Source organism: Paenibacillus sp. R-74696, from assembly GCF_055814915.1.
In genome coordinates, this window is sequence record NZ_JBPULM010000038.1 from 12,153 (window position 1) to 36,090 (window position 23,938).

At 50.0% G+C, this 23,938-nt stretch carries 21 protein-coding genes; 3 read left to right on the forward strand and 18 right to left on the reverse strand.

Features of this window, described 5'->3' with window-relative positions:
* Positions 1 to 77: 77 nt before the first annotated feature.
* From ACSR9A_RS18285 to ACSR9A_RS18325, 9 genes are all read right to left on the reverse strand, one after another.
* Entirely contained in the window at positions 78 to 875 is a 798-nt protein-coding gene (locus tag ACSR9A_RS18285) for a hypothetical protein (RefSeq protein WP_473758725.1), read from the reverse strand.
* Between the two features lie 186 nt (positions 876 to 1,061).
* Positions 1,062 to 1,376: a cupin domain-containing protein gene (locus ACSR9A_RS18290; protein ID WP_046232396.1), complete on the reverse strand. Its 315-nt coding sequence runs from the start codon at positions 1,374 to 1,376 to the stop codon at positions 1,062 to 1,064.
* A gap of 50 nt (positions 1,377 to 1,426) precedes the next feature.
* Positions 1,427 to 3,835 (reverse strand): hypothetical protein, encoded by a 2,409-nt coding sequence (locus tag ACSR9A_RS18295; protein WP_473758726.1) that lies wholly within the window; start codon positions 3,833 to 3,835, stop codon positions 1,427 to 1,429.
* 19 nt (positions 3,836 to 3,854) lie between these two features.
* A complete protein-coding gene (locus ACSR9A_RS18300) occupies positions 3,855 to 5,852 on the reverse strand; it encodes a heparinase II/III family protein (RefSeq protein ID WP_473758727.1) in 1,998 nt (665 codons plus the stop codon).
* A gap of 88 nt (positions 5,853 to 5,940) precedes the next feature.
* The gene (locus ACSR9A_RS18305; protein ID WP_473758728.1) at positions 5,941 to 7,356 is read right to left on the reverse strand and encodes an ABC transporter substrate-binding protein; all 1,416 of its coding nucleotides are present in this window, start codon (positions 7,354 to 7,356) and stop codon (positions 5,941 to 5,943) included.
* A gap of 143 nt (positions 7,357 to 7,499) precedes the next feature.
* Entirely contained in the window at positions 7,500 to 9,125 is a 1,626-nt protein-coding gene (locus ACSR9A_RS18310; protein WP_473758729.1) for a helix-turn-helix domain-containing protein, read from the reverse strand.
* Positions 9,122 to 10,894: a sensor histidine kinase gene (locus ACSR9A_RS18315; protein WP_473758730.1), complete on the reverse strand. Its 1,773-nt coding sequence runs from the start codon at positions 10,892 to 10,894 to the stop codon at positions 9,122 to 9,124. The genes ACSR9A_RS18310 and ACSR9A_RS18315 overlap by 4 nt, the downstream gene beginning before the upstream one ends.
* 32 nt (positions 10,895 to 10,926) lie before the next feature.
* The gene (locus tag ACSR9A_RS18320; protein ID WP_473758731.1) at positions 10,927 to 11,763 is read right to left on the reverse strand and encodes a carbohydrate ABC transporter permease; all 837 of its coding nucleotides are present in this window, start codon (positions 11,761 to 11,763) and stop codon (positions 10,927 to 10,929) included.
* Between the two features lie 15 nt (positions 11,764 to 11,778).
* On the reverse strand, positions 11,779 to 12,669 hold the full coding sequence (locus ACSR9A_RS18325) for a carbohydrate ABC transporter permease (RefSeq protein WP_473758732.1): 891 nt from the start codon (positions 12,667 to 12,669) through the stop codon (positions 11,779 to 11,781).
* Between the two features lie 286 nt (positions 12,670 to 12,955).
* On the opposite strand from ACSR9A_RS18325, the gene ACSR9A_RS18330 reads away from it, so the two are divergent.
* Positions 12,956 to 14,419, forward strand: coding sequence for a DHA2 family efflux MFS transporter permease subunit (locus ACSR9A_RS18330; protein ID WP_473758733.1), 1,464 nt, complete (start codon positions 12,956 to 12,958; stop codon positions 14,417 to 14,419).
* A gap of 45 nt (positions 14,420 to 14,464) precedes the next feature.
* Positions 14,465 to 15,085, forward strand: a complete 621-nt coding sequence (locus ACSR9A_RS18335; RefSeq protein ID WP_473758734.1) for a TetR/AcrR family transcriptional regulator — start codon at positions 14,465 to 14,467, stop codon at positions 15,083 to 15,085.
* 162 nt (positions 15,086 to 15,247) lie between these two features.
* Here ACSR9A_RS18335 and ACSR9A_RS18340 read toward each other — a convergent pair whose 3' ends face one another.
* Both ACSR9A_RS18340 and ACSR9A_RS18345 read right to left on the reverse strand, forming a co-directional pair.
* A complete protein-coding gene (locus tag ACSR9A_RS18340; RefSeq protein ID WP_473758823.1) occupies positions 15,248 to 16,111 on the reverse strand; it encodes an NAD(P)-dependent oxidoreductase in 864 nt (287 codons plus the stop codon).
* An 8-nt stretch (positions 16,112 to 16,119) separates the two neighbouring features.
* On the reverse strand, positions 16,120 to 16,455 hold the full coding sequence (locus ACSR9A_RS18345; RefSeq protein ID WP_473758735.1) for a hypothetical protein: 336 nt from the start codon (positions 16,453 to 16,455) through the stop codon (positions 16,120 to 16,122).
* Between the two features lie 139 nt (positions 16,456 to 16,594).
* On the opposite strand from ACSR9A_RS18345, the gene ACSR9A_RS18350 reads away from it, so the two are divergent.
* A complete protein-coding gene (locus ACSR9A_RS18350; RefSeq protein WP_473758736.1) occupies positions 16,595 to 17,539 on the forward strand; it encodes a helix-turn-helix transcriptional regulator in 945 nt (314 codons plus the stop codon).
* A gap of 43 nt (positions 17,540 to 17,582) precedes the next feature.
* On the opposite strand, the gene ACSR9A_RS18355 is transcribed toward ACSR9A_RS18350, so the two are convergent.
* From ACSR9A_RS18355 to ACSR9A_RS18385, 7 genes are read right to left on the reverse strand one after another with little or no spacing between them, the layout of a single operon-like run.
* Positions 17,583 to 17,885, reverse strand: coding sequence for a hypothetical protein (locus tag ACSR9A_RS18355; RefSeq protein WP_473758737.1), 303 nt, complete (start codon positions 17,883 to 17,885; stop codon positions 17,583 to 17,585).
* Positions 17,886 to 17,903: 18 nt separating this feature from the next.
* A complete protein-coding gene (gene mnhG, locus ACSR9A_RS18360) occupies positions 17,904 to 18,281 on the reverse strand; it encodes a monovalent cation/H(+) antiporter subunit G (protein WP_473758738.1) in 378 nt (125 codons plus the stop codon).
* On the reverse strand, positions 18,274 to 18,543 hold the full coding sequence (locus ACSR9A_RS18365; protein ID WP_473758739.1) for a Na(+)/H(+) antiporter subunit F1: 270 nt from the start codon (positions 18,541 to 18,543) through the stop codon (positions 18,274 to 18,276). Before ACSR9A_RS18365 ends, mnhG begins: the two co-directional genes overlap by 8 nt.
* Entirely contained in the window at positions 18,540 to 19,019 is a 480-nt protein-coding gene (locus tag ACSR9A_RS18370; protein WP_473758740.1) for a Na+/H+ antiporter subunit E, read from the reverse strand. The genes ACSR9A_RS18365 and ACSR9A_RS18370 overlap by 4 nt, the downstream gene beginning before the upstream one ends.
* A gap of 5 nt (positions 19,020 to 19,024) precedes the next feature.
* Positions 19,025 to 20,503 carry a Na+/H+ antiporter subunit D gene (locus tag ACSR9A_RS18375; protein ID WP_473758741.1) on the reverse strand — a complete coding sequence of 493 codons (1,479 nt, stop codon included), beginning with the start codon at positions 20,501 to 20,503 and terminating at the stop codon, positions 19,025 to 19,027.
* The gene (locus ACSR9A_RS18380) at positions 20,496 to 20,834 is read right to left on the reverse strand and encodes a Na(+)/H(+) antiporter subunit C (protein WP_473758742.1); all 339 of its coding nucleotides are present in this window, start codon (positions 20,832 to 20,834) and stop codon (positions 20,496 to 20,498) included. The genes ACSR9A_RS18375 and ACSR9A_RS18380 overlap by 8 nt, the downstream gene beginning before the upstream one ends.
* A 2-nt stretch (positions 20,835 to 20,836) precedes the next feature.
* The gene (locus tag ACSR9A_RS18385; RefSeq protein ID WP_473758743.1) at positions 20,837 to 23,722 is read right to left on the reverse strand and encodes a Na+/H+ antiporter subunit A; all 2,886 of its coding nucleotides are present in this window, start codon (positions 23,720 to 23,722) and stop codon (positions 20,837 to 20,839) included.
* Positions 23,723 to 23,938: the final 216 nt, after the last annotated feature.

Genomic DNA, 23,938 nt, shown 5'->3' on the forward strand with positions numbered 1-23,938 from the left:
GTCCCGGTGCATGGTCAAAAGCAGCAAAAAGCCTCGTGCTTTTGCTGCTGACGATTCATCGGGATTTTTTTGCTGTTTTATTTATCCAGACCTGCTGCCGCTTTGATTTGGGCCCGCTGCTCCATTATTAACGCTTTCAGGCTGTCTGTTCCGAATGCCCCAGCCGTAAAGCCGTTCCCCTCGGGATAATAAACGAGCCGGAAGGAGGTGCCGTCCAGCAAATGCACTCTCAGAAAAACACCGGATTCATGCTTGATTTTTTCATAAACCTGATTAAACCCCACATGCTGCAGAGAAAGCAGCTCTTGAATAAATTGTGCCGACGCTTCAGCACTGAAATCGCCGATTGGACTGCCATCCTGGGCACTTTCCAGGCCGACTTTATCGACGTTGCCTTCAATATCGAGTAATTGCCCCAGCGTTGCCGCCTTTGGATTATCCATCACCTCATAAACCTTGTTGCTTGCTATGACACGAAACTCCGGTTTATAACCCTTCATCGCAAAGATCTCTGTACCGATTGGCAAAAAGGCGGCATTCCCATCCTCCTCCACATGATCCGTGCAAGCATGGTCGTTCAGCATATAAGATACCTCGCCTACTTTTTCGCCAAGCTGATCATCAACTGTCTTCCCAGTCCCCTCATAGTTATATTGATATTTGATGCCATTAATCATCAGAAAATCGACCCACTCAATAATCGCATTACATGATTCAACTGGTTGCTCGATTTCTGGCTCCGCAGCTTTTACTTGGACCTCTGGTACCTTGGACGCTCCCCTTTCCATCGCGCTACTCCCACCGCCGCAGCCGGCAGCTGTCAGCATAAGGAGCAGCACGATTAAAGTCTGGCTAGTAAGCTTGATTCCATTCATCTTCAATCACCTCATTTCCCTAGACGCTTCTGCCCATGTCAATGTTTCAGAAATGCGGGAACGGCTGCGCTGTACTTATCTCCATAAAAATAGGGTTGTCCCAAAAGCCATCAAGCATGACTTTGGGACAACCCTCGCAGCATAGCGTACTCACTCAGCTTAGCGCTCTAGTACAGCCTTATTAAACTAATTGATCAAGTCCTGCCGAAGCGGCGTGAAGGTATCAAGCAGCTTGCTTGCTTTCAAAGCGCGGCAGCCATGCTCGGCATTGCTAGGAATGAAGATCGTCTCGCCCGCCGAAATGACGGTCTTTTCTCCATTTATCGAAAACTCCAGCTGTCCTTCCAGACAGTAGGAAAACTGCTCATGCACATGGCTGTGCAAATAACCTTCCGCTCCTTCCTCAAAATGCACCTCCATCATCATAATCGTATCGCCTGGTGTGAAGATCTTCCGTTTTACGCCTGGCTCGGCATTTTCCCAATTGTTCAATCTGCTCATCATTCGTCATTCCTCTCAACTATTATCGGATTGGTATACACATATTGTGTCTAAACATATTGCGTTTTGTTGCTGCTGCGGACGAAGCTCAGCTCATAAGCATCCGCTGCGGTCAGCTTGAGCGCCTCAGAATCGAAGGCAGGAGCAAGCTTATAGCATGCCGCTTTAAACAGCTCCCAGCTGCCGAATTCCTCCTCCGAGCCCAGCTTGCAGAAATACGCGTTCTGGCGGCTATATGCCCGGTATTCACAATGGAACAAGCGGTCATGGTGGGGAACCATGCGCTCACTGCACCAGATGGCGGCATAGCCGCTGCCTTTTTTCCCAAACAGCCAATGTCCGTCTTGGACAAACGCATCAAACTTCGCTTCCGGGAAAAAGAGATGCGTAAACGCAACCGGATGGTCCTCCCCGATTTCATAAATCGCGCCCAGCGCGCTGCCCTGCTGCTTGACCGCTGGCATGATGCCATTCCCATACCAATAGCCTGGACGCATGCCGCCATCGTCAGCGAGCTCTCCTGGATGGTTCGTATACAGCACCGTATCGTTGTCCAGCGCCGCATACCACATATGCTGCTGATACCCGTACACGCCCGGCTCGAAACGCGAGGTGCCGTGAAAACGCTCATTAAACGATTTAACATATTCGCCCGATTCGGTGTCAACGGACTCGTCAAAGCTAATATTTTGCCAGAAGGACGGGTTCGCATCATATCTTGGTGATTGAACCGAGGTCAGTATATAATCGGGCTGCTTATTGAGCTTCACCCATGCGTTGCCGGTCTGATACTCCAGCTCCAAGGACTCATTCATCAGGCTTGTGAAATGCTGCGGCATCACGTATTTGCTGTTCATCAGAAACACGATCCATTCGCTGTTGCCCATAGGTGTATCCGGATTCAGCAGATGAATTAAAGACTGGGCTGACTGGGTAAATGGCAAAATGACGGAGCGGTAAATACGGGCCTGCGGCGCGACGATTGAGCCGCGGAACGTATGGTAGGCGAAGGATTTCAGCATTTCGTCAATTAAATGGCTGGCCCGAGCAGACTCCTCTTCCTCCATATAATCGACGACATTTAGCAGTGCGCCAAGCGTCACACACATATAGTCGGCGCTGAGAAACTCCTCAAAGCCGTATTCCTCAACATCTGCCAGCCACTCGCGGATTTTGCCGAGCGCCACTTCGCTTGCCTGGACGCCTGTGCGGCCCGATCTTGCGAATAGCTGATCCGGGTACTCGCGGCCCGCCATATAAGCGCAAATATAGAACATCAGCGCGTGATTTTCGCTCCAGAAGCACATGCCGTCTGAGCCATTCTCGGTCATCCAGAAGCGGTAGTCTAAAATCGCCTGCTTAGTCCGTTCCGTTAAATGGGCTGGCAGCTCTTGCTGCTGCATGAAGCGAAGCAAGCCCGCTAGGATAAAGTCCGAGCAATCCTCGCGCCGCTCAATTTGTCCAAGCGCGTGCAGAATATGCTGTTCATCATGAACACCGGGTTGTCCCAAGTTCCAGCGCGCCAGCACGTAAAATAAACCAAAGCGCAGCGGTTGAAACGCCTGCTCTGTGCCTATGGCGGCAATCTCCTCAAACATGGCGCCTTTGACCTCGGCCGCCGCCGCTCCGCTACGGTAAATCGGCTTTTTGTTTTGCAGCAGCTCGATTTTGCGAATCAGCTTTCTCGGTCCGATTTCACCATATACTATGGCCATTGGCGCACCCTCGTCAAGCTTCACACTGCTCTTGCCGCTTATGTCCTCGCCAATTAGGCTATCATTCAAGTCTTCCCCGTACGCCAGATAGATGCTGCACGGCGCTTCCACCGGGAAGCAAAGCTCGCTGCCTTTCAGCGTAATGCCTGACAGGAAGCGGTCCAGCGCAAGAAACGGCTCGGCCTGCTCCGCATCCGGCAGCGTCACTGTAATTTGGTCCAAATGCTCCACTAATTGAATGCCAAAAATATTCCGCGTATCACGCACCGCCAAATTTTGCATGCAGATGACCATGGTGTTGCTGCCTTTGCGCAAAGGCAGCTGCATTTCCTGTTTATTAATCGGCTTATAAACCGGCTCGGCAACGGAGCTTACCTTCTCCCCATTGAGCCAAACTTCTATCGCTGTATACGTCCATAGGTTCGCCAAGGCGACCAGGTCTTCTTCCACAACAAGTACAGTAGCGGCAAGCAGCTCTACTTTCTGGGGCGTAAACGAAAACTGGCTGAAATTTACGAAACCGCTGCAAGGGTAAAGATACTCCCAAGGTAGCCCCAGCTCGCTCTCGGCGCCGATTTGAATGGCTTCTTCAGCCGCAGGCGCTGGTAGATTCCTGTCTGCGACAATTGAGCGTAAATATTGCTCGTAGCGTATTTGATTTTTGTCGGTTTTATCTGATATAAAATCACTCAACCGCAGTCCTGAAGTCAGATAATGAGTAATAAATCCGTTTTGCTTATCCACATGCTTCACTCCAATCGTTTCATTCAGGCATAGCGAACACGGCAAGCTGTCCATCACGGTTTAAGCTCAGAACAGGGCGGCCATGCTCGCCTATGCTGACGCTCCATTCAGAGGTCTGCAGCTGCTGCGTTCCAAGAGATGGCTTCATCACGGTAATAAACCAAGCACCAGCATTTTCTGTTGTCAGCAAGCCTTGAAGCACCTTCAGCGGCTGCATCTTCATTTGGTGAACCGATTCCCAGCTGTCCTCCACGTCTAGCTCCAGCTCCGGCGGTCCAAAAACGAGCAGCTCGCAGGCGAGCGGCGAAGCAGGAGCAGGCTCTGATCCATTCGCTAGGCCACTGCCTTTGGCATAGTAGCAGGCAGGCTGATCAAGGGGGCGCTTTTGATCATTCAAGGCACCGTTGTCCGTCACCAGTCTTTGCGTCTCCCACTCCAGCAGCCTAGTGTGCAGCCGGTGCTGATACGTATGCTCGCCAGTACCAGTCAGGCGGTCATAAATAACCCATTCTCCACTATCCAGAAACCATAAGGCGCGCCTGTGCGTTACGCCACGGGATGCATAGCCGTCATGCTCCGCGCAAATCATTTGCTGATCCGGCTCCCAAGCGATTAAGGAAACAGCCGCTTCTGGCAAGCCCCATCTTTGGGTGCGCAAGTAAGGCGTCTGATCCTGCCCGTCCACGAGAACGGTATTATGGGCAGAGGTGCTTTTGAAATAACGGCGCCATGGATTTTCCATATACGTGTACGTGCCCGGATCGACAAACAATGCTTCGCCATAGGCGCACCATTCGAAGGACAACGCATCGGCATGACCATGAGGGCCGCCAAGTGCAGCGGCATCGAAGATGAGCTGCTGCTCCGTATCGCCAAACCCATAATAGCCTGCTGCCGGAAAAGCAAACGGCAGCTGCTCCTGTGCATGAGCACCGAGCAACGTTCCTGCTCCACTTGCCGTTGAAGTAGACTGCGATGCTGCTACTTGCGACTGCGATGCTGCTTCTGGCGATTTAGCTGCCGCCGCCAGCAGACAGTCGATCGCCTCAGGGCCGACCGTCCAAAACTGCTCATACAGCTGATCCTCCAGCAGCAGCATCGGGCGATAATAATACAGCGCCGCTGCATTCAAATCTGGCGGCTGGTTCGCGAAGGAATCAGCAAACGGCGCCATGCTGCCGTCCTGCCTGATCATCAGGCTTGCGAAGCGCGTCATGCCAGCCACAATGCGCTCGTATTCTTCTGAGAACGCAAGTCCACGCTTTTTCGCCATAACGGCACAATCAACGAACAGCTCCAGCGATACCATATGGTAGTGCGGCGTAAGCTCCGAATGGACGCCATCTTGCAGCACCTGCACGCGGATGCATTCCTCCAGCCGCTTCATCGCTATGCCGCGCCATTCCTCGCTTTCCTCCCAAGACACAAACGTCAGCCCCGCGCCTAGCAGCCCGATCATATGCATAATCGAATGATTGATTTCAATGCTCGCTTTGTAGGTAGAGAGAAACCAAGCATGCTCCTTCACCGATTGGAGAAACCGCTGCTTCACCTCGCCATTCCAGCTGTCCGATTCATCGAAAAAGTGATAGGCATATATCCATTGGCGCAGCCTGAGACCCGTTTCCAGCAGCCGCCACGGACCCGGTCTTTGAAAATAGGTCAGCTCCTCTGCCGGCAAATCCCGCGGACAAGGCTGCGTATCGATCCAGCCTAAAATATGCTCCAGCGCCTTAGCTGCATATTTCTCGTCCCCGGTGCACGCATAGGCGGTGCCTAAGGAGCGAAGATGCTTAAAGCGGTTAATGCCCCATGTAAATTCCTTGTCCCCGGTTGGGTTGTAAAGCCAATTAATAGGCTGGCCCAAATCGATTTCAAAACCTTTCCAAATCACAGGCTTATCCTCGCACCAGCGATTCGCCTGGGCAATCGCAGCGGCAGCCTGCTGTGGAAAATGCTGCTGAAAGCTTGCTCCCCAATCGCTTCTCTGCTTCGGCCTAAAATACAAATGATCCATTTAAGCACTCGCTCCTCTCTCTGCTTTTCCCCAATCATAGAAGCAGAGGCTGCCCGCAGGCAGCCTCTCTTTCCCTTCAGCTATACGGCTACTGGCCGAGCGAGCCTTGCAGGCTCTTGGCGCTGAACGACGGATTAGCCTGAATATTGGTCAGCCCTTCCGTACGAGCCGCTGCTAGCGCTTTGTTGTATCTCGTATTCAAATCTTTAATCGCTGCTTCCAAGTCCTGATTGCTGGTCAAAATGTATTCAATAAATATGTCGCTTGCTTTTTTGCCTTCAAGCTTCGTTTCTGTAACCGAAATCGGAGTTGCTGGATAGATGCCGTCATATTTCGTTGGAAGGAAGCCTTCGATGCCCTTCAGTTCAGGCTTGCCTGCTGCTTCATTCACATAAGGCAGAACGGAAAGTCCAAGGCCCTTCTCTTGATATTCCGTACGAAGCTCTGTGTTGTACAAGTATTCTAAGAACTTCACAGCTGCTGCTTGCTTGTCCGATTGTGCATTGATTCCGATATAACCGCCTGCATTAACCCAAGTTACGCCGTTGATTTCGCCATCCTTCGTCGGCACAAGCGTCGATGCCCACTTGATGTCCGTCGGGAATTGCGACGTGTAGACTGCCGGCTCACTGGAGTGGTTCACATACATCGCGATTTTGCCTTGTGCAAACTGGGCGCGAAGTGGATCAATATCCAGTGATTCAGCGCCTGGAATCATGCTGCCATCCGCTTTCATTTGGTGAAGCGCCTCAGCAATATCACGGTACATGCCGAAATCAAATTCTCCGGTTTGGTAGTTAAAGCCCTCGTGGCTTGTTTCCGAGCTGAGCGAGCCCGATGCAAATGCCGGACGCGTAAAGCCGGAGCCGTTTTTGAAATTGCTGGCGAAGCCGTAAATGCCTTCAGCCTTACCTTGCTCCGTTACTTTTTTCGCGATCTCAACCATTTCGTCAAGCGTCTTTGGCGGCTCTGTGTAGCCAGCCTTCTCCAGCAGGTCTACATTGTACAGCAGACGCCAGAATTGGCCCGTGTTTGGAAGCGTATACACATGTCCATCTTTTGTGTAGACATCCTCTACCAGCAAACCGTCGAATTTCGCCAGAAACTCTTTGCTGAGCAGTGTATCAAGTGGAGCAAAATAGCCTTTGCTCACATAAGTCTGGAAATCGCCGCTGCGGAAAATGTCCGGAGCCTGGTTGCTCGCGAATGCTACCTCAATCGCCTGATTGTAGTTATCCGCCATAACCTTCATTTCCACTTCGATATTATCTGTATTCGTCGCGTTATATTTATCAACCTGCTCCTGCATATAATCCATGTCATGACGATCTATTGTCCAATAGGAAATTTTCGTCTTTGCTGCGCTGCTTGCACCGTTTGTGTCTGTGCTTGCTTCTGGTGCGGCATTCGTTCCGTTACCCGTTGAGCATGCTCCTAGCATCAAAGCCAATACCAGCAAGCTGCAAAGCAGAAACGAGCGTTTCGTTGCGAATCTTTTTTTCATCTGTCGTACCTCCCCTTTGTTTGGCAAGCGGCGTTATAGCGGTGTCTACCGCCCAGCTCCTCCTGCTGACCTCATTGTAGCACCGTTGTCCGCTTGCCCATGAAGGACAAAAACACGATTCTGGGAGGGCAAAATCACTTTGATTACGCTTTCGGTTCCGAGCTTTCGTATTTGCTGCGGAATTCCGTAGGCGTCAGCCCGGTATGCTTTTTGAACAGCTCGGTGAAATAAGGACGGTCCCGATAACCAAGCTCATACGTAATATCCTGCACCTGCAGCCCTTCCAGCAGCAGCTCCTTTGCCTTGTCCATCCGTGCGGAGGTGACGTATTGCATGAACGTCATTCCGGTCTCTTTTTTAAACAAATTGGAAAAATAGCTCGGGCTCAAATGGACGACATTCGCACATTCCTGTACCGTTAAGTCGCTGCCAAGACGTCCGCCCACATAATTCATAGCCTGATGGATGAGCTGGCCGACATTGTTTTTCTGGCGCTTCTGGAGCCAGTCACAGCCGGTCAGTCCGAGCTCCTTCACATCCTTAATCAGCTCGGAGGTAGATAAATACCGGCCTTTCTTAATGATGCTCAGCCGTTCATCGAGCCACATGCGCTGCTTGCTGTCCGCCTTCTCGGCAATGACGCGGTAGATGGAGAAGGCCAGTCCATAAAACAAATTGGTCATCACATCAGGATCAGGCGGCGTCGGATAACGCAGGCATTCCTCGGAAATGCTCTCCAGCAGCTTCTCTGTCCCTTCCCGGTTGCCTGAGCGCAAGCAATAGAGCAGCTCTACTTCCTTATCTGCGGAATAATGGGGTGAAATATCATTTTGCCGTTCAATATCACTATAGGAGATGACGCTGCCGCTGCCGGAATAAAACTGATAGCTGAGCGCTGTCTTCGCCTGATTATAGGAAAGAGCGATTTCGCTGATTCCTTCCACGCAGCTTCCGACGCCAATGGAAATGTCCCGCTTCGCGTAGCGATTCACATTGTCCCGGCACTCCTCCGCCAGCGCCAGCATACCCACCTCCTCATTGGGATTCAGCAAAATGACAAATTGGCCCAGATGCTCCCGAAATACGATGCCTTTCGCCTGTTTTTTGATCGTTTCCTCCATTATGTTTTGCACGGCGAAGCGGGTTAGCTCCACTTCCCGCACGGACAGCGGGGAATGCTCGTCCATTAGCCCCTCGATCTGCACAGACATCGCTACGAAACGGCGGGTATCCATATCGATGCTTAGAAATTCCCACTTGTCATGCGCCCGCTCGGGCAGCTCATCATGCCGGATCAGCAGCCGAAAATACTCTTGGCGCAAATAGGGCAAGCTTTCCCTCACCTTGCGCTCCAGCGTCAACCGGTCCAGCTGCTCCAGCTGCTGCGTTTCAATCTGCGCTTTAGCGCGCAGCACAACCTCGACAATTTGCTGCGTCGTAAACGGCTTAACCAAATAATCGAATGCCCCCAGCCGCACAGATTCCTGGGCATAGGTGAAATCGGTATAGCCGCTGAAAAAAATAACCTTGGCCTCCGGCTCTCCGCTCTCCTTCAGCTCACGGATCATATCAATGCCGGTGCGCATCGGCATCCGGATGTCGGTCAGCACAATATGCGGATGCTTCTCTTTAATGAGCTGCAAGCCATCCTTGCCATTAGCAGCCGTACCCACAATTTTGATTCCATGCTCCCCCCAAGGAATCTTTGATACTATCCCATCGATGACCGTCTTTACATCGTCTATGATGCACATCGTAATCTCGCTCATTCGTTTATCACCTCTTGAATAGGAATGATTAGCTTAACGGAGGTCTGCACGCCCGGCTCGCTTTCAAGCTCCATGGAAGCCTTATAGCCGTAATACAGCGACAATCTTGTTCGTACGTTCACTAGCGCGTAGCTCGTCCGCTCTACCTCTGGACCATTCAGCATTTTTTCCACTCGCTCGGCATCCATGCCAATCCCATTGTCCGTAACGGTTAGCACCAGCAACCCCTTGGCAGCATCGGCTTCCGCCCCAATTCGGATCATCCCCTCATGGGGCAATTCCTGAAAGCCGTGCAAAATAGAGTTTTCCACCAGCGGCTGCAGCAAAATTTTGAGCACAGGAGTATCCAGCAGCTTCTCATCGACCGTCTGTATGCTGTATCGGAATAAATCCGGATAGCACATTTCCTGCAAATTCAAATATTGCGCCACATGCTCCAGCTCCTGCCGCAGCGTCGTAATTTCCCGGCCATTGTTCAGGCCCAGCCGGAACAGCAGGGACAGCGAAACAATCATGCCGCTGACCGCCTGCTGCTCCTCCATCTCGCTTTTCCAATAAATCGTATTTAACGTATTGTACAAAAAATGGGGATCAATCTGCGCCTGCAGCGCTTTGATTTCCGATTTGCGCTTGTCCTGCTCGGATGCTTTAACCTCTTCGATTAATTCGCCAATTTGCTCCAGCATCCGGTTAAACTTGTGGCCAACCTGACTGATTTCATCCTCAAATGCGCTCTCGAACCTGACATCAAGCTTATTGCGCTCAACCTTCACCATCAGATTTCGCAGCTTGAACAGCGGCTTTAGCAGCAGCTCCGACAGCATGCTGGACATGACCAGCGCCAGTACGACGCAGCCGCCCATAATCGTAAGAATCGTCCAGCGCATGCGCTGAACAGGCTCCAGCAGCTCCGACTTGGATTGATAGCCAATCAATACCCAATCTGGATTCATCCCAAGCGCCGCGTAATTAAGCAGATAAGCGTCTCCGCTCTGGCTTGTATATTCAAAGTTCCCTCGCGCGCTGGAACCGACCCGCTCATAAATTTGTGGATTGCTTTGCGGGATGCCTTCCGTGGAAGCAAGAACCTCCTTGCCAGTCCGGTCCACGACAAGCTGCTGAAGGCTGGCGCTCTGCATATCCGCCTGAATGAGATCCAGCAGGTGATCCTCGCGGATGTTGACTACGACATACACACCAGGCAGCTGGATATCAAAAAACGGTTTAATGATTAAGGTAATAACGGAGCTTCTCCGGCTGAACAGCTCATCGGCATGTCCCGGCACCCATAGCTTGCTCCATCTTTCCTGAGTATCCGTTATTTTCTGATTAATAATCGTGCTCTCAAAATCGCGGCTCGGGCTGCGCCGGTTTCCCGTCGGATAAAAATCGCCGATTGGCGTATGCACCAGCACGGAGTCAATCGACTGCTCAGCCAGCATCAGCTGGGCAAAGGGCGTTTGCAGCTCGGAAAGCCGATTATAATATTCCTTCTTGCTGCTTGACTGCACATCCTTCAGCGTTCGCTGGAAGGGCTCGCCCATCATGAGGGTGGAGACGAGCACGACGATATTTTTCAAGCGCTCATCCAGCACCCTCGCCGACTTATTGAGCGTATCCTGACTGGTCTTCGTCGCCTGTGATTCCATTTCACGAGAAAAAAACACGGAAACATAAGTTCCCGTGACGGATATACAAACGACGGTCAATAAAACGAACGAAACCCACAGACGTCTTTTAAGCGACATTTTTCGAAATATACGTTTCATGCTGTTCATCGCCTCAATGCATATGGAGTTTGTTAGCCTTTAACCGAGCCAGCCGTAACTTGCATAAATGAACGGTTAGCGAAAATATATACGATAAGCATAGGTAAAATCGAAATACATGCGCCGGCGAGCATCAGTTGATTTTCAACTGCGGCTCCGGCCCCGTAGCGCAAGTTCGCAAGTCCCACGGGCAAGGTTTGTAGATCAGGACGCGAAAGTGAAAAGACGAGCGGTAATATATATTCATTCCATGCATTACGGAATGTGAATAGCGATACGACAGCCAGCGCTGGGCGCAGGAGCGGTAAAATAATGAGCCAGAAGGTGGAGTAGAAATTACAGCCATCAATGAGCGCCGCTTCATCCAGCTCTCGCGGAATGCCGCGGAAAAAGCCGATGACCATAAAAAAGGCAGTCGCATGCGCACTAATTAGAATAATTATGACGCCCCACAGCGATTTCTGCAAACCAATGGATACCATTAGATCAAATTGTGGACGCAGCACAACCGCACCGATGGAAATAAACAGAGTGAAGGATTGAAGCAGAATAAACAGTTTCTTTCCTCTGAAAGCAACGCGATCGACCGCATAAGCAGCCATGGAAGATACGAGCAAAGTGCCAACCGTAACGAACACAGCTACATATAAGCTATTGAAGGTATACGCGGAGAAATCAGCTTGATTCCACGCCTGTAAATAGTTTTTAAACTCCCAGGAGGAAGGAAGAAACGTTGCTCCGGTTGTCAGCTCCAGGTTCGTCTTGAGGGAGCCGAATAGCGCGATTACGATTGGAAAAAGCATCAGTGCTGCCGTAACAAGCAGAAGCAGCCATACTGGTATACGAAGTACTATTTTACGAATGGTCATGATCGTTCCCCCTTTTTAATAAACGTTATTAAGCTTTTTCGACATCCAGAAATACAGCCATGTGACGATACCGACGATAACAGCCGTTGTAAAGCCGACCGCGCTGCCGTAGCCGATATTTTGCACGGACGTGCCAGACGTCGTCAGCGGGAAGAACAGTTTGTACAGGTATAAATACATAACCTCGGTTTTGCCGAAAGGACCGCCCTCCGTCAATACCATAATACTCTCGTAGCCTTTAAGCGAAGTTGTAATCGCAAGCATAATAATCATTTGCAGAACAGGACCGAGCATTGGAATCGTAATGTACCACATCCGCTGCACCGGGTTTACACCATCGAGTGATGCCGCTTCATACACATCCTCTGGAATGTTCTGAAGACCGGCGATAAACAGCAGCATATAGTTGCCGACTGCTCCCCACACCGCAATTATGACGATCGTCGTCATGGCATGTGCCGCGCCCAGCCAGTCCACTGGTGCGGAAACGATGTTCAGTTTCATCAAATACTGATTAATAATACCGTTGTAGGAATTGAACACAATATAGAAAACGATGGACATGACAGATGCGCTGAAAATCGTTGGCAGGAAAAAAATCGCCCGAAACGCATGCCGTCCCCGCAGCTTACGATTCAATATAACCGCCAATATGAGCGATAGCGGCAGCGTTATAATTAATTTTCCACCCGCGTAGATAAAAGTATTCAGAACAGAGTGCCAAAATTCGGCATCCCTTCCCACTCGCGCAAAGTTCTCAAGCCCGATAAACTTCGGCGTCCCAAACCCTTGATAATCGAAAAACATATATCGAAGCGCCCATACAACCGGATAAATGCCGAGCGCCATGGTTAGAAAAAAGCTTGGAAAGCTGAACAAATACGCCCCGATTCGATTTTTATGCATGCCTTCATCTCCCCTTCATTTGTAGCTTCATTGTAAAGGATGCCGACTTCCATACGGGATGGGGCAATCAATGATGCTGGGGGGACGAAACGACTATTGTCGCTGTTGACTTGCGGACAGTTGTCCGATAGAATGATTTTCAGCAGTGCGGACAATTGTCCGCACATAATGGGCGGCATGCGCTGCCTGAACGGAGGCTGAGTGAACCGGCGGGAGCGGGGACATACTTATTTTAGAGATACAGCAGCATTAGAACACAAACGAAGGGTATGGAGGAGGAACGATTTTGAATACAGCAAGTCTAGATACAGCACCTAAGGATTTGAGTGGAATAAAAAGAGGACCTATTGTAGCGGCACTTATTATTGGCGCATTTGTTGCAATTCTGAACGAAACACTGCTTAACATTGCTTTCCCCGATTTAATGAAGGAATTTGACATCAGCTATGCGACCATTCAATGGCTGTCGACCGCTTATATGCTCGTAGTCGGCATATTGGTTCCCATTACGGCGCTGCTTCAGCAATGGTTTACGACCCGCCAAATGTTTCTATCCGCGATGATCTTATTTCTTGTCGGGACCATCGTCTGCGGCACGGCAACCGTCTTTCCTGCACTGCTTGTGGGCCGCGTCATTCAGGCGCTTGGTACCGGGTTAATGCTTCCGGTCATGATGAATACGATCTTGGTCATCTTCCCGCCGGAAAAGCGTGGCGGCGCGATGGGTATGATCGGCCTCGTGATTATGAGTGCGCCTGCTATCGGCCCAACGCTGTCGGGACTGATTATTGAATCCTTTAACTGGCGCTGGCTGTTTTACTTTGTTATTCCGCTCGCTATTTTTTCTATTTTGTTCGCGGCGGTTTATTTGAAAAATGTTTCGGATATCACTCGTCCAAAAGTCGATCTGCTGTCCATTCTTCTCTCATCGCTCGGCTTTGGCGGCCTGATCTACGGCTTCAGTAAAGCTGGCGAGGATGGCTGGGACAGTCCCATCGTCATTTGGTCTATCGTCGTTGGGGCAATCGCCTTGCTGCTGTTTATTGTGAAGCAGCTCATGTCGAGCCAGCCGCTGCTGGATTTGCGCGCCTTTAAATATCCCATGTTCAGCCTTGTCGCCCTGCTGATGCTGGTGATGATGATGACGCTGTTCTCCACGATGATATTGCTGCCGCTTTTCCTGCAAAATGCGCTTGGCAAAACCGCTTTGGCGGCCGGACTTATTTTGCTGCCGGGCGGCATTATCAATGGCTTGATGGCTCCCGTTTCCGGAGTGCTGTTCGACAAGTTTGGACCACGGGTGCTCGTCATTCCGGGGCTTGCTATTACGGCGGCAGCGGTTTGGATGTTTACTGGCATCGACGAGCTGACAAGTATAGGTTATATTATCTTTATCCATATCGTGCTGTTAATCGGTGTTTCTATGGTAATGATGCCGGCGCAGACGACGGCGCTCAATCAGCTGCCCCGCCCGTTGTATCCGCATGGCACAGCGATCATGAACACGCTGCAGCAGGTTGCCGGCGCTATCGGCACCGCCTTATTTATCAGCATTATGTCATCCGGCTCAAAAAAATATTTGGAAAGCTCTGCTGATCCGTCTTCCCCGCTTGAGCAGGTCAAAGGCTTCGTATCAGGCATGCACAGTGCGTTCCTGCTTGGACTTATCATTGCCTTCATCGCCTTTGGACTGGGCTTGTTCATCCGCCGCACTAAAGCACCTGATGTGGAGGAGAAAAGAGCGGCTTAGGTCGAAGCGCAAAGCCGGAGTGAGCATTAAGGAAGTGAAGGATAGTTGAATTTTGAAACGGATGTGGTGGGCCGGGATATTATTGCGAAGGCCCGTCAGCTGTTTAACGAGCATGGCGTTGAAGCGGTCAATATGCACCAGATTGCGAAAAGTGCAGGGATTGGGCAGGGCACGCTTTACCGACGTTTTCCAAACAAGGGCGCGCTGTGCATGTCGGTGCTGCATACCCAATTCGAGCAGTTCAAAGTGAATGCGACGCAGGAATTGAAAGCAAACGACACGCAGCCCGTCGTCATACGCCTTTCGGTTTTTGTACAAAGCCTGCTATTCTTTTCGCTTGAGCTGCGGGAATATATACGTCCTATTCTTTCCGCTATTTGTACCGAAGATAAGAACAAACAGGATTGGTTCCTAACTGAACCGTATACCTTCATGCATGCGACGGTCAGCGGATTGCTGGAGGAAGCCGCTGCAGCAGGGCAGCTGCGGCCGCAAATTTTGCCAGCCATCGCTTCCTCGCTGCTGATTTCCTCGTTTTCACCGGAGCTGATGGCTCATTTCGAAGAACAGGGCTACAGCAAGGAATTTATTTCTGAGCAATACAGCGTAACGTTTATTGAGCCGTTGTTTGTAGAAGCACCAAAGGCGGAGAATAACGGGAACTGATTTGCCCCATCAATCAGCCAGCTATGAAATGTACGTTTATCCTTATGATCAAAAAAGAGGGTGTCCTATCGGCTTAAATGGCCGTGGGCACCCTCTTTCTGTTATATAGGATAATTCCAGATTTCAATTAAGCCATTAAAATGGATTCGCTTCATACTCTGTTTATCGCAATATTTTAATAAGAGCAGCAACCTCTTCATTGCCATAGCCCGCATCAAGCGCTCTCGCAAACAGCTGCTCGGCAAAGGCCGGGAATTCATTGTTAATGCCGGCTTCTCTCGCCTGTTCCATGAGCAGCTTTGCTGTAACCATACAAATGTTCAAGGAGCTTTGTGGATGATCATATTTTTCAGCTTCGATTAATTCGCCCTCGTATTTGATGACCTCGCCGATGACAGGGGAAATGTGGGCCAGCATAGCTCCAAAGGCGCCCACTTGAAGGCCATCCGACTCCATAATGCGCGCGGCATGGAAGAAGCCCAAATAGGAACCAAATAAATAGGACAGAAATGCAAGATCTGTCGTCGCTGCCGCGCTCACCTGCTCGCCAAGATAAGGCACGCTTCCAGCCAAGCTTTTAAGAACCTCCTCACTATATTGAAAAGCATAAGCCGAACCGGATGTAAAAATAACCGCATCCTCTCGGCCTATTTGCGACGGCGAGGCAGCTATTGCGCCATCGAGGTATTCAATCCCCAGCGCTTTTGCCCACGCTGCATTGTCACGCGCTTGCTGCGGGCTTCCCGTACTCAGCTGTATGAGCACTCGGTCTGCAAATGCGGACTTGGTTTCCTCCGTATCAAGCAGCTGATAGGAGGTCAGATAGTCAGAAACACAGACAATGGTCACCGGACCTGCGCTAACTGCGGCTGATACACTTGATGCCAAGCTAGCCCCCGCGCTTACAAGCTGCTCTGCTTTTTCAATTGTGCGGTTCCAGACGGTGACGCGATAGTTTTTCTGAAGCAAGGCGCGGGCAAGCATAGACCCCATTGCTCCTAATCCGATTATCGTTACCTCATTCATCTTCATTTTCATTTGATTTCCTCCTTCATATATTGAGCCGGAATTAAATGCCGCATCGTTATTTCACGGGTATCGATCATAGCTGCAAAAGATCGGAATTCCGGCAATACCTTTAACTGCTCCAGCGCTGCCATCGCTGACTCCATATCCGACCAGTAAACCATATCCGTCCACTGGGATTCGTCCGCCGTATGCATGAGGGAACGCTTTTTAAAACCCGGCACCTTTGCCTTCAATACTTCACTTAGGGCTGAGGCCACCTCGCAAAAAAGCGATTTTTCTGTCCCTTCCTTTAAGGTGAATAAGACGAGCTCCAGCACGTGATTTTGTTGATCCTGTTTCATTTTTTTAATCTCCCTTTCCATTTGCGAAAACATCAACTTGACTACTTGGTTAACTATACGAAATAATAGTGCCATCTAATGGCACTATTATTTGAGCTTTTTAAATGAATTCTATCTACCCATAAAGGGGACACTGCCGATGAACAAAGCACAGCGGCTCATTCAGCTCATCATGGTGGTTAATGAGCGTAAGCAATTTACAATACAGGAGCTAAGCGAAGAGTTTGGTGTCTCACGCCGGACAATGATTCGCGATTTAATGGAGCTCAGCGAGCTGGGCGTGCCGCTTTATTCCCAAGTCGGTCCGGGAGGCGGCTACCGGATTTTGCGCGAAAAGCTGCTTCCGCCGATCAGCTTTACTGAAAACGAGGCCACCGCACTATTTTTCGCCTGCCAATCGTTGCAAAATTATAAATCGCTGCCTTTCGAAAATGAAGTAAACGCCGCGCTTCAAAAGTTCATGCACTACCTATCGAGCGAGCCTAAGCAAAAAATCGAACGCATGCAGCAGCGGCTCGTATTCTGGATTCCCCCGCATCAGATGGAAACTCCTTTTTTGCAGCCCTTGCTTGAAGCCGCACTGGAACAACAGATTATCACAATCATTTATGAAGCAGCTTCACGGCGTGAGCGCATGATCCAGCCTATTGGGCTGTATACAATGAATGGATTATGGTATTGCCAGGCCTATTGCTTCCTTGCCGAGGATAACCGCGTCTTCCGCGTTGACCGCGTCAAGGCGCTATCTATTCAGGAAGACCAGACGATGCAGCTCGAAAAAACGGAGGAGCATATCCGCCCGTGGATTATGCGAATGGATGAGAGCGATTTGCTGCAGTTGGAGGTGGATTTAACGGCTGAGGGGGTACGAAGATGTCAGTCGGAGTTATGGCTGTCACAGGCTGTTGCCTTGCATGAGGACGGTTCAGGAAAGATTCATACGGAACTAAGCGCCTCTTATATACCGTGGGCCGTACAATTTCTCCTCGGCTTCGGTACAGAAGCAAACGTATTGCAGCCCCCTCAGCTGCGTGTTGCAATTGGGGACAAGCTCAAGCAGCTTATGCAGCAATATAGCCTGTAAACAAAACAAAAAAATAACCGCCTTTCCCTGAGGAGGTAGGCGGTTATTCAGTCGTATAAGGCTTTTTCGTCAACTGCATGAAGGCTTCTATAAAAAACTGTGGATTGGATTTCACATTGTAAGGATATACGCCTTGTTTCGTATGCAAATATAATATGCCCTCTTCCTGCCCCATGCGGTGATAGGACATATCGTATACGTCATGAAGAGCAAATACCCGATAGCCGGTTACGATCTCCAGCTCATATAAGCAGATGGTGCGTTCATGGAAAATGATCACTTGCTCGGTAGCTGTCACTTGTCTCTCCATTTTAAAATAAGGATGAACCGCAATCGCTTCAGGCACTAGCAAGCCTCCTCATCGTTATTGTCCTTCCGCCCGCTCTTTCGCCATCGCTTGCTCAAGGTCGTCCTGAACGCTCTTCTTCCATAGCGGCACTCCCGAACGGTATGCAGCCCTGCCATTTAGATGCCCTGCCACCGGAGAGGTCAAAAAGACGAATACGATGCCAAGCAGCAGCTTAACGCTGACATGCCCCTCATAAAATAAAAAATAGAGAAAGGCTCCGACCAAAATAAACAAAACACCTAGTGTTGCACTTTTAGTCGCAGCATGCGATCGCAAATAAACATCAGGGAGCCGAATGAGGCCAAATGCGCTGATTAAGCTAATGATAGCTCCAAGCAAAATGACGATTCCAATTGCGATTTCCCCTGCCTCGCTAAGCAGCTCGCTATTCAATGACCTCACCTCTCTCCATATAACGCGCAAATGCCGTGGTCCCGATAAAGCTTAATACGCCGATTAACAGAACAATATCAATATAGGCCGTCGTTCTTAGCAGGACGCAAAGGATCGCAACCATGGATAGCAAAATGACGCCAATCGTATCCAATGCAGCAATTCGGTCCGGCAAGGAAGGCCCCTTCAGCAATCTGTACATACAGCCCATTATGGCCAAGGCCAATATGGCCAACGATATAAGAAGCAGATAGGTGATCATGTCCTCGTCACCTCCATAATCGCTTTTTCAAACGTGTCTTTAATTTGAACCGACAGCAGCTCTGCATCGTGAATATCAATAGCATGGATGTACAAGGTTTGATTATCAGAGGATACGTCTAAAGTAAGCGTACCGGGTGTAAGGCAAATAAGGCAGGAAAGCACCGTTATTTCCCAATCGGATTTCAGCTCCGTCCGAAAAGCGAAGATGCCAGGGCGTATGGCTAGCTTCGGCTTAACAATTTGCACCATCACAGCTATGCTGGACAGGAGCAATTCCTTGTTAAACAGGACGAGCAGCTTGAAAATCGCCCATACTCTTTTCATATAGAAGTCATGCGGCCAGAAGCGACGCAGCAGCCCTATGCAGCCTATGCCGATCAAATAACCGACGGTAAACTGCATCATGGACCACTCATTATTCAACAGCATCCAGACGAAAGCTAAAATCAGATTTAATATGATTTGAAAGGCCATCCCATCTACTCCTTTAATACGGCATCAATATAGGTTGAAGGGTGAAGGAGCGTATCTCCGGCCACGGACACCCATCCGTACACCACTTCTGAGCCCAGCCCCATTCCAATAACGAGCACGCTTAAGCCTACGGCAGGCAGAAGCAGCTTGTTGCTTAACAGCGGCATTTGCTTCAGCTCGCGCTTCTCCTCTCCCCAAAAAGCAGCCATAAATATCCGAATCAAGGAGTAAAGCACGATCAAGCTAGATGCTAGCGCAACGATGGTCAGGAGGTATTCCCCCTTCTGCAAGCCTCCCTGAAGGAGAAGCAGCTTGCCCGTAAAGCCGCTGAAAGGTGGAATACCTGCAATCGCCAGTGTCGCGAGCAAGAACAGCCAGCCCATTAGCGGATAACGCTTGATCAGACCTCCCATTTGCTGAAGGCTGGACGTCCCTGAAGCATGAATGATTAGGCCGCCTAAAATAAACAGCAGCGCCTTGCCCAGCATGTCATGCAGGAGATAGAACACAGCTCCATCCAAGGAAGCCTTGGAGGATACGGCCAGACCCAATGCAATAAAGCCTACGCTAATGACCACGTTATAATTCATAATGCGCCGGATGTCCTGATAGGCGACCGCACCGAAGGCGCCTAACAGCATGGTTGCAATAGCCATCCATTTGATCCAGCTTTCAGTGATCGCCAGGTCCGTATGAAAAATCAGCGTAAACGTCCGCAGCAGCGCATAGATTCCTACCTTTGTGAGCAGTGCCGCGAACAATGCCGTTACGGCGGCTGGAGGAGCACCATAGGAGCCGGGCAGCCAGAAAAATAGGAACAGCCCCGCTTTTAAGGAAAATACAATCATGAACAGCAGCGCGATAACATGCAAAATCCCGTTCTGCCCTGCCTCTGCGATTTTGACGGACAAGTCGGCCATGTTTAACGTGCCTACAACCCCGTATAAATAAGCAACGGCTGCGACAAACAACGTAGAGGATAAAATATTAATGAGAATATACTTTAGCGTCTCCCTTAGCTGCCGCCTTGTGCCGCCCAATACGATAAGGGCATACGAGGAAATGAGCATGACCTCGAAGCAGACGAACAAATTAAACAAATCGCCTGTCAGAAAAGAGCCATTGATGCCAACAAGAATAAACTGAAAAAAGGGATAAAAGTAATAGCGCTCCCGCTCCTTCCCAATCGTGCCGAAGGAATAAAACAAGCAGAAGGCACTGACGACCGATGTGGTTAATACAAGCAGCACTGCGAGCATATCGGCAACAAATACAATGCCATATGGCGGCATCCAGCCTCCCATGCGCAGCACCTGTATGCCTTCAGCCCGAACCTGAACGGCCAGCAAGCAGGACACCGCTATTTGAAGCAGCACGCCAATCGCGCTGATCCACCGCTGGAGCAGGACCTGATTTTTGAAAAACAATAAAATAATAGCCGTGCACAGGGGAATCAGCAGCGGGAGTACAAGCAAATTATTCATCATCCTGCCCCCTCAGCTGCTCCATATCATCGGTTCCCAGCTTCTGATACGCCTTATAGGCCAATACGAAGAAGAAGGAGGTCACGCCAAAGCTGATGACGATGGAGGTTAAAATGAGTGCCTGAGGAAGCGGATCGACATAGGCCGCTGCCTTCTCTCCCAGCAGGGGTGCCGATCCTGTTTTGAGCCGGGACATCGTCAGCAGCAGCAAATGGACGCCATGCGTGAGCAAGGAGGTGCCCAAAATAATGCGCAGCAGGCTTTTTGACAAAATAAGATAAACGCCGACGGCAAACAGCACACCGATCGTAAGCGACATATACAGCTCCATATCTACTTATCCCTCCCTATAGTAAGAATGATCGTCATCGTAATGCCAACCACTGTCATATATACGCCCAAATCAAACAGTACGGCCGTTGCCAGCTCCGTTTTCCCAAGCAGAGGCAGGTCGAAATAACCAAAGGCATGGCTTAGAAAAGGCGCCTTAAATAAGAAGGAGCCTATGCCCGTCAGTACAGCGACCAATAAACCTAGGGCAGTCAGCTTTTTGAAATCAAGAGGAATGACCTCTCGCATCGTTTTGGTGCCGAAGGCCATCGTCAGCAATATGAGCGCGGCTGCAGTCATTAAGGCGCCGATGAAGCCGCCTCCCGGCTCATTATGCCCAGCAAAGAACAAGTACAAGGAAAACGTTATAATGATAAATACCGCTATCTTGGAAATCGTCTGCAAAATGACATCATTGCTCTTTCCTCGCCAAGCAGCCGAAAACCGATTTTCAGCATTGGCGGTGATGGCTGCTTGACTGACACCATCCGCCTCGTTAGCGAGCCGCAGCCGAATTAGCGCATAGATGCCATAAGACGCAATGCCCAGCACAACGATTTCCAGCATCGTATCGAATCCGCGGAAGTCCACAAGAATGACATTCACCACGTTTTTCCCGCCAGCCAGCTCGTAGCTGTATTTCAAATAATAATCCGATATGGAATCAAACAGCTTGCTGCCGCTTACGCTTAACGCAATGAGTGTCATAATCGCCCCAACCCCAATCGAGATGACCAGGTTAGTCAGCTTAAATGGGAGCTTTACTGCTTCCTTTTTCAGCTTTGGGAGGTGATAGAAGCAGAGCAGGAACAGAGCCACCGAAACCGTCTCGACAATCATTTGGGTCAAAGCCAGATCCGGCGCCCGGAAAATAACAAAAAACAAAGTGACCATGTAGCCTGCGGCACCAGTCAATATAATCGCGATTATTCGTGAGCTTGCGAACGGAATCGCAATGACCGCAGCTATAAGAACCAGATTGATGACCGCTTCATATAGCGAAACCGGGGCAAATGCAGTAAAATCAAGCGTCATGCCGCCGCTGCGATACAACCCCCATCCGAGGGACAGGATGAAAAAAATAAAAACATAGATCAAATAGTGCCGGATAGAGCCCGTCATATAGCGGCTGGTCAGACGGCGTGATCCTCCGTGCAGCAGCCTGAGTCCGTTGTCATAAGCAGCATTCAGCGACACCCGGTAAAAAAGCGGCTGATGAAGCACACGCAGGCGTTGATGGAAGCGATACACCATGATTCCGGCGGCTGCGACTCCCATCGTCATGTATAACTCCGGCGTCCAGCCATGCCACATATGGATGGAGACGACGAAGCGGTCACCCGGAAGCAGAAGGCCCGGATGGATAGCCGCCATTGCCGGTTCAATTAACGAATAGGCCAGCAAATTCGGAAACAGCCCGAATACAATTGCCAGAGACGCTAAAACGACCGGAGACAACAGCAGGCCGATTGGCGCCTCATGAGGCTTTTTAGCCAGCTTTTCAAATTGGGCTGGGCCCGTAAACGTTCTAAACAATAGAATCATGCTGTAGCCAAACGTGAATATGCTGGCGACCCAAGCGATGATGGGAAAAATCGCCCCGATCGATGGCATGCTCAGCATATCCATTTCCATAATACCGAGCACAGCTGTGAAAAACATTTCCTTGCTTAAAAAGCCGTTAAACGGCGGCAAGCCTGCCATCGAGAAGGTGCCTATGAGCGCAATCGTAAAAGTGATGGGCATGACCGATAGAAGCCCGCCAAGCTTTCGCATATCCCGGGTTCCGGTCTCATGGTCCACAATGCCTACGACCATAAATAAGGCCCCTTTGAAGATAGCGTGATTAATGAGATGAAAAATCGCTGCCATCGTCGCCTTCGTATAAAACAAGGAATCATTGACACCCGTATAGAAAGCAGCGGCAGAGCCAAGCCCGAGCAGGCTCATAATTAATCCAAGCTGGCTAATCGTTGAGAAGGCGAGCATCGCTTTCAGATCCGTTTGCTTAAGCGCCCGATAAGAGCCATAAATCAACGTAACCAAGCCGACAAGCGAGACCAGCCAGAACCACACCGCATGCCCCGCGAAAACAGGGCTGAATCTGGCGACCAGGTATAAGCCAGCCTTTACCATTGTCGCCGAATGGAGATAGGCGCTGACCGGTGTCGGTGCCTCCATCGCATCAGGCAGCCAAATATGAAACGGAAATTGCGCGGACTTCGTAAAGGCACCCAGCAATATAAGCAGCAGCGCCGGAAGGAATAACGAATGGGCAGAGAGCGTGTCCAAGCTGCCGATCATTTCCCGGATGCTGAACGTCCCTGCCATCACGTACAGGAGAATAAATCCTGCGAGCATGGCGAGACCGCCAAGCACCGTAATGAGCATCGATTTTAAGGCGCCATATTTGGATTTGTCCCTATGGTGCCAGAAGGCGATCAGTAAAAAAGAAGTAATGCTCGTAAGCTCCCAAAACCCATATAAAACAATAACGTTGTCCGAGAGCACCACGCCAAGCATGGCTCCCATAAACAACAGCAAATATACATAAAAGGATGGAAGTGCCTCTTTCCTTTTGTCTAAATAAAAAATCGAGTATAACACCACTAAGGAGCCAATTCCGCTAATCAACAGGGCAAATAATAACCCCAGCCCATCCAAATAAACCGTAAAGTTGATGCCAAGCGACGGTATCCACGGAATCGTCTCCGTGAGCGGATTTCCTGCTTGAATCAACGGAAGCTGCAGCAAAAAATAAATAAATAGCAGCACAGGAACGGGGATGACAATCCAGCCCGTATGAATTTGACGCAGCAGCTTATGGCATACCGCGCTGCCGCCAGCAAATAGAAAAGGCAAAATAATAGCCACATGCAGTAAAGACAACTTTTTCATCCTCCTTCATCCTGTTTACAGCTCGTTTCTACATCAGTTTTTCCAAAAAAACGCAAAAAGAGCCCGCTGTTGGCAGGCTCCTCCGAATAAAGCAATATTTGATTTTATAGCACAACTGGATTTAATTTTATCTTTAAAGCGTATTTTTGTCAAACCTGTGATTTCGGACGGGTCTGGGCATGAAACACAGCTGTACAGGGCATTACT

Excerpts from the sequence above, each read along its gene's own strand:
- ACSR9A_RS18285 (WP_473758725.1), bottom strand. The coding sequence starts at position 875 with ATGAATGGAATCAAGCTTACTAGCCAGACTTTAATCGTGCTGCTCCTT.
- ACSR9A_RS18290 (WP_046232396.1), bottom strand. The coding sequence starts at position 1,376 with ATGAGCAGATTGAACAATTGGGAAAATGCCGAGCCAGGCGTAAAACGG.
- ACSR9A_RS18300 (WP_473758727.1), bottom strand. The coding sequence starts at position 5,852 with ATGGATCATTTGTATTTTAGGCCGAAGCAGAGAAGCGATTGGGGAGCA.
- ACSR9A_RS18305 (WP_473758728.1), bottom strand. The coding sequence starts at position 7,356 with ATGAAAAAAAGATTCGCAACGAAACGCTCGTTTCTGCTTTGCAGCTTG.
- ACSR9A_RS18310 (WP_473758729.1), bottom strand. The coding sequence starts at position 9,125 with ATGAGCGAGATTACGATGTGCATCATAGACGATGTAAAGACGGTCATC.
- ACSR9A_RS18315 (WP_473758730.1), bottom strand. The coding sequence starts at position 10,894 with ATGAAACGTATATTTCGAAAAATGTCGCTTAAAAGACGTCTGTGGGTT.
- ACSR9A_RS18320 (WP_473758731.1), bottom strand. The coding sequence starts at position 11,763 with ATGACCATTCGTAAAATAGTACTTCGTATACCAGTATGGCTGCTTCTG.
- ACSR9A_RS18325 (WP_473758732.1), bottom strand. The coding sequence starts at position 12,669 with ATGCATAAAAATCGAATCGGGGCGTATTTGTTCAGCTTTCCAAGCTTT.
- ACSR9A_RS18340 (WP_473758823.1), bottom strand. The coding sequence starts at position 16,111 with ATGAATGAGGTAACGATAATCGGATTAGGAGCAATGGGGTCTATGCTT.
- ACSR9A_RS18345 (WP_473758735.1), bottom strand. The coding sequence starts at position 16,455 with ATGAAACAGGATCAACAAAATCACGTGCTGGAGCTCGTCTTATTCACC.
- ACSR9A_RS18350 (WP_473758736.1), top strand. The coding sequence starts at position 16,595 with ATGAACAAAGCACAGCGGCTCATTCAGCTCATCATGGTGGTTAATGAG.
- ACSR9A_RS18365 (WP_473758739.1), bottom strand. The coding sequence starts at position 18,543 with ATGATCACCTATCTGCTTCTTATATCGTTGGCCATATTGGCCTTGGCC.
- ACSR9A_RS18370 (WP_473758740.1), bottom strand. The coding sequence starts at position 19,019 with ATGGCCTTTCAAATCATATTAAATCTGATTTTAGCTTTCGTCTGGATG.
- ACSR9A_RS18375 (WP_473758741.1), bottom strand. The coding sequence starts at position 20,503 with ATGAATAATTTGCTTGTACTCCCGCTGCTGATTCCCCTGTGCACGGCT.
- ACSR9A_RS18380 (WP_473758742.1), bottom strand. The coding sequence starts at position 20,834 with ATGGAGCTGTATATGTCGCTTACGATCGGTGTGCTGTTTGCCGTCGGC.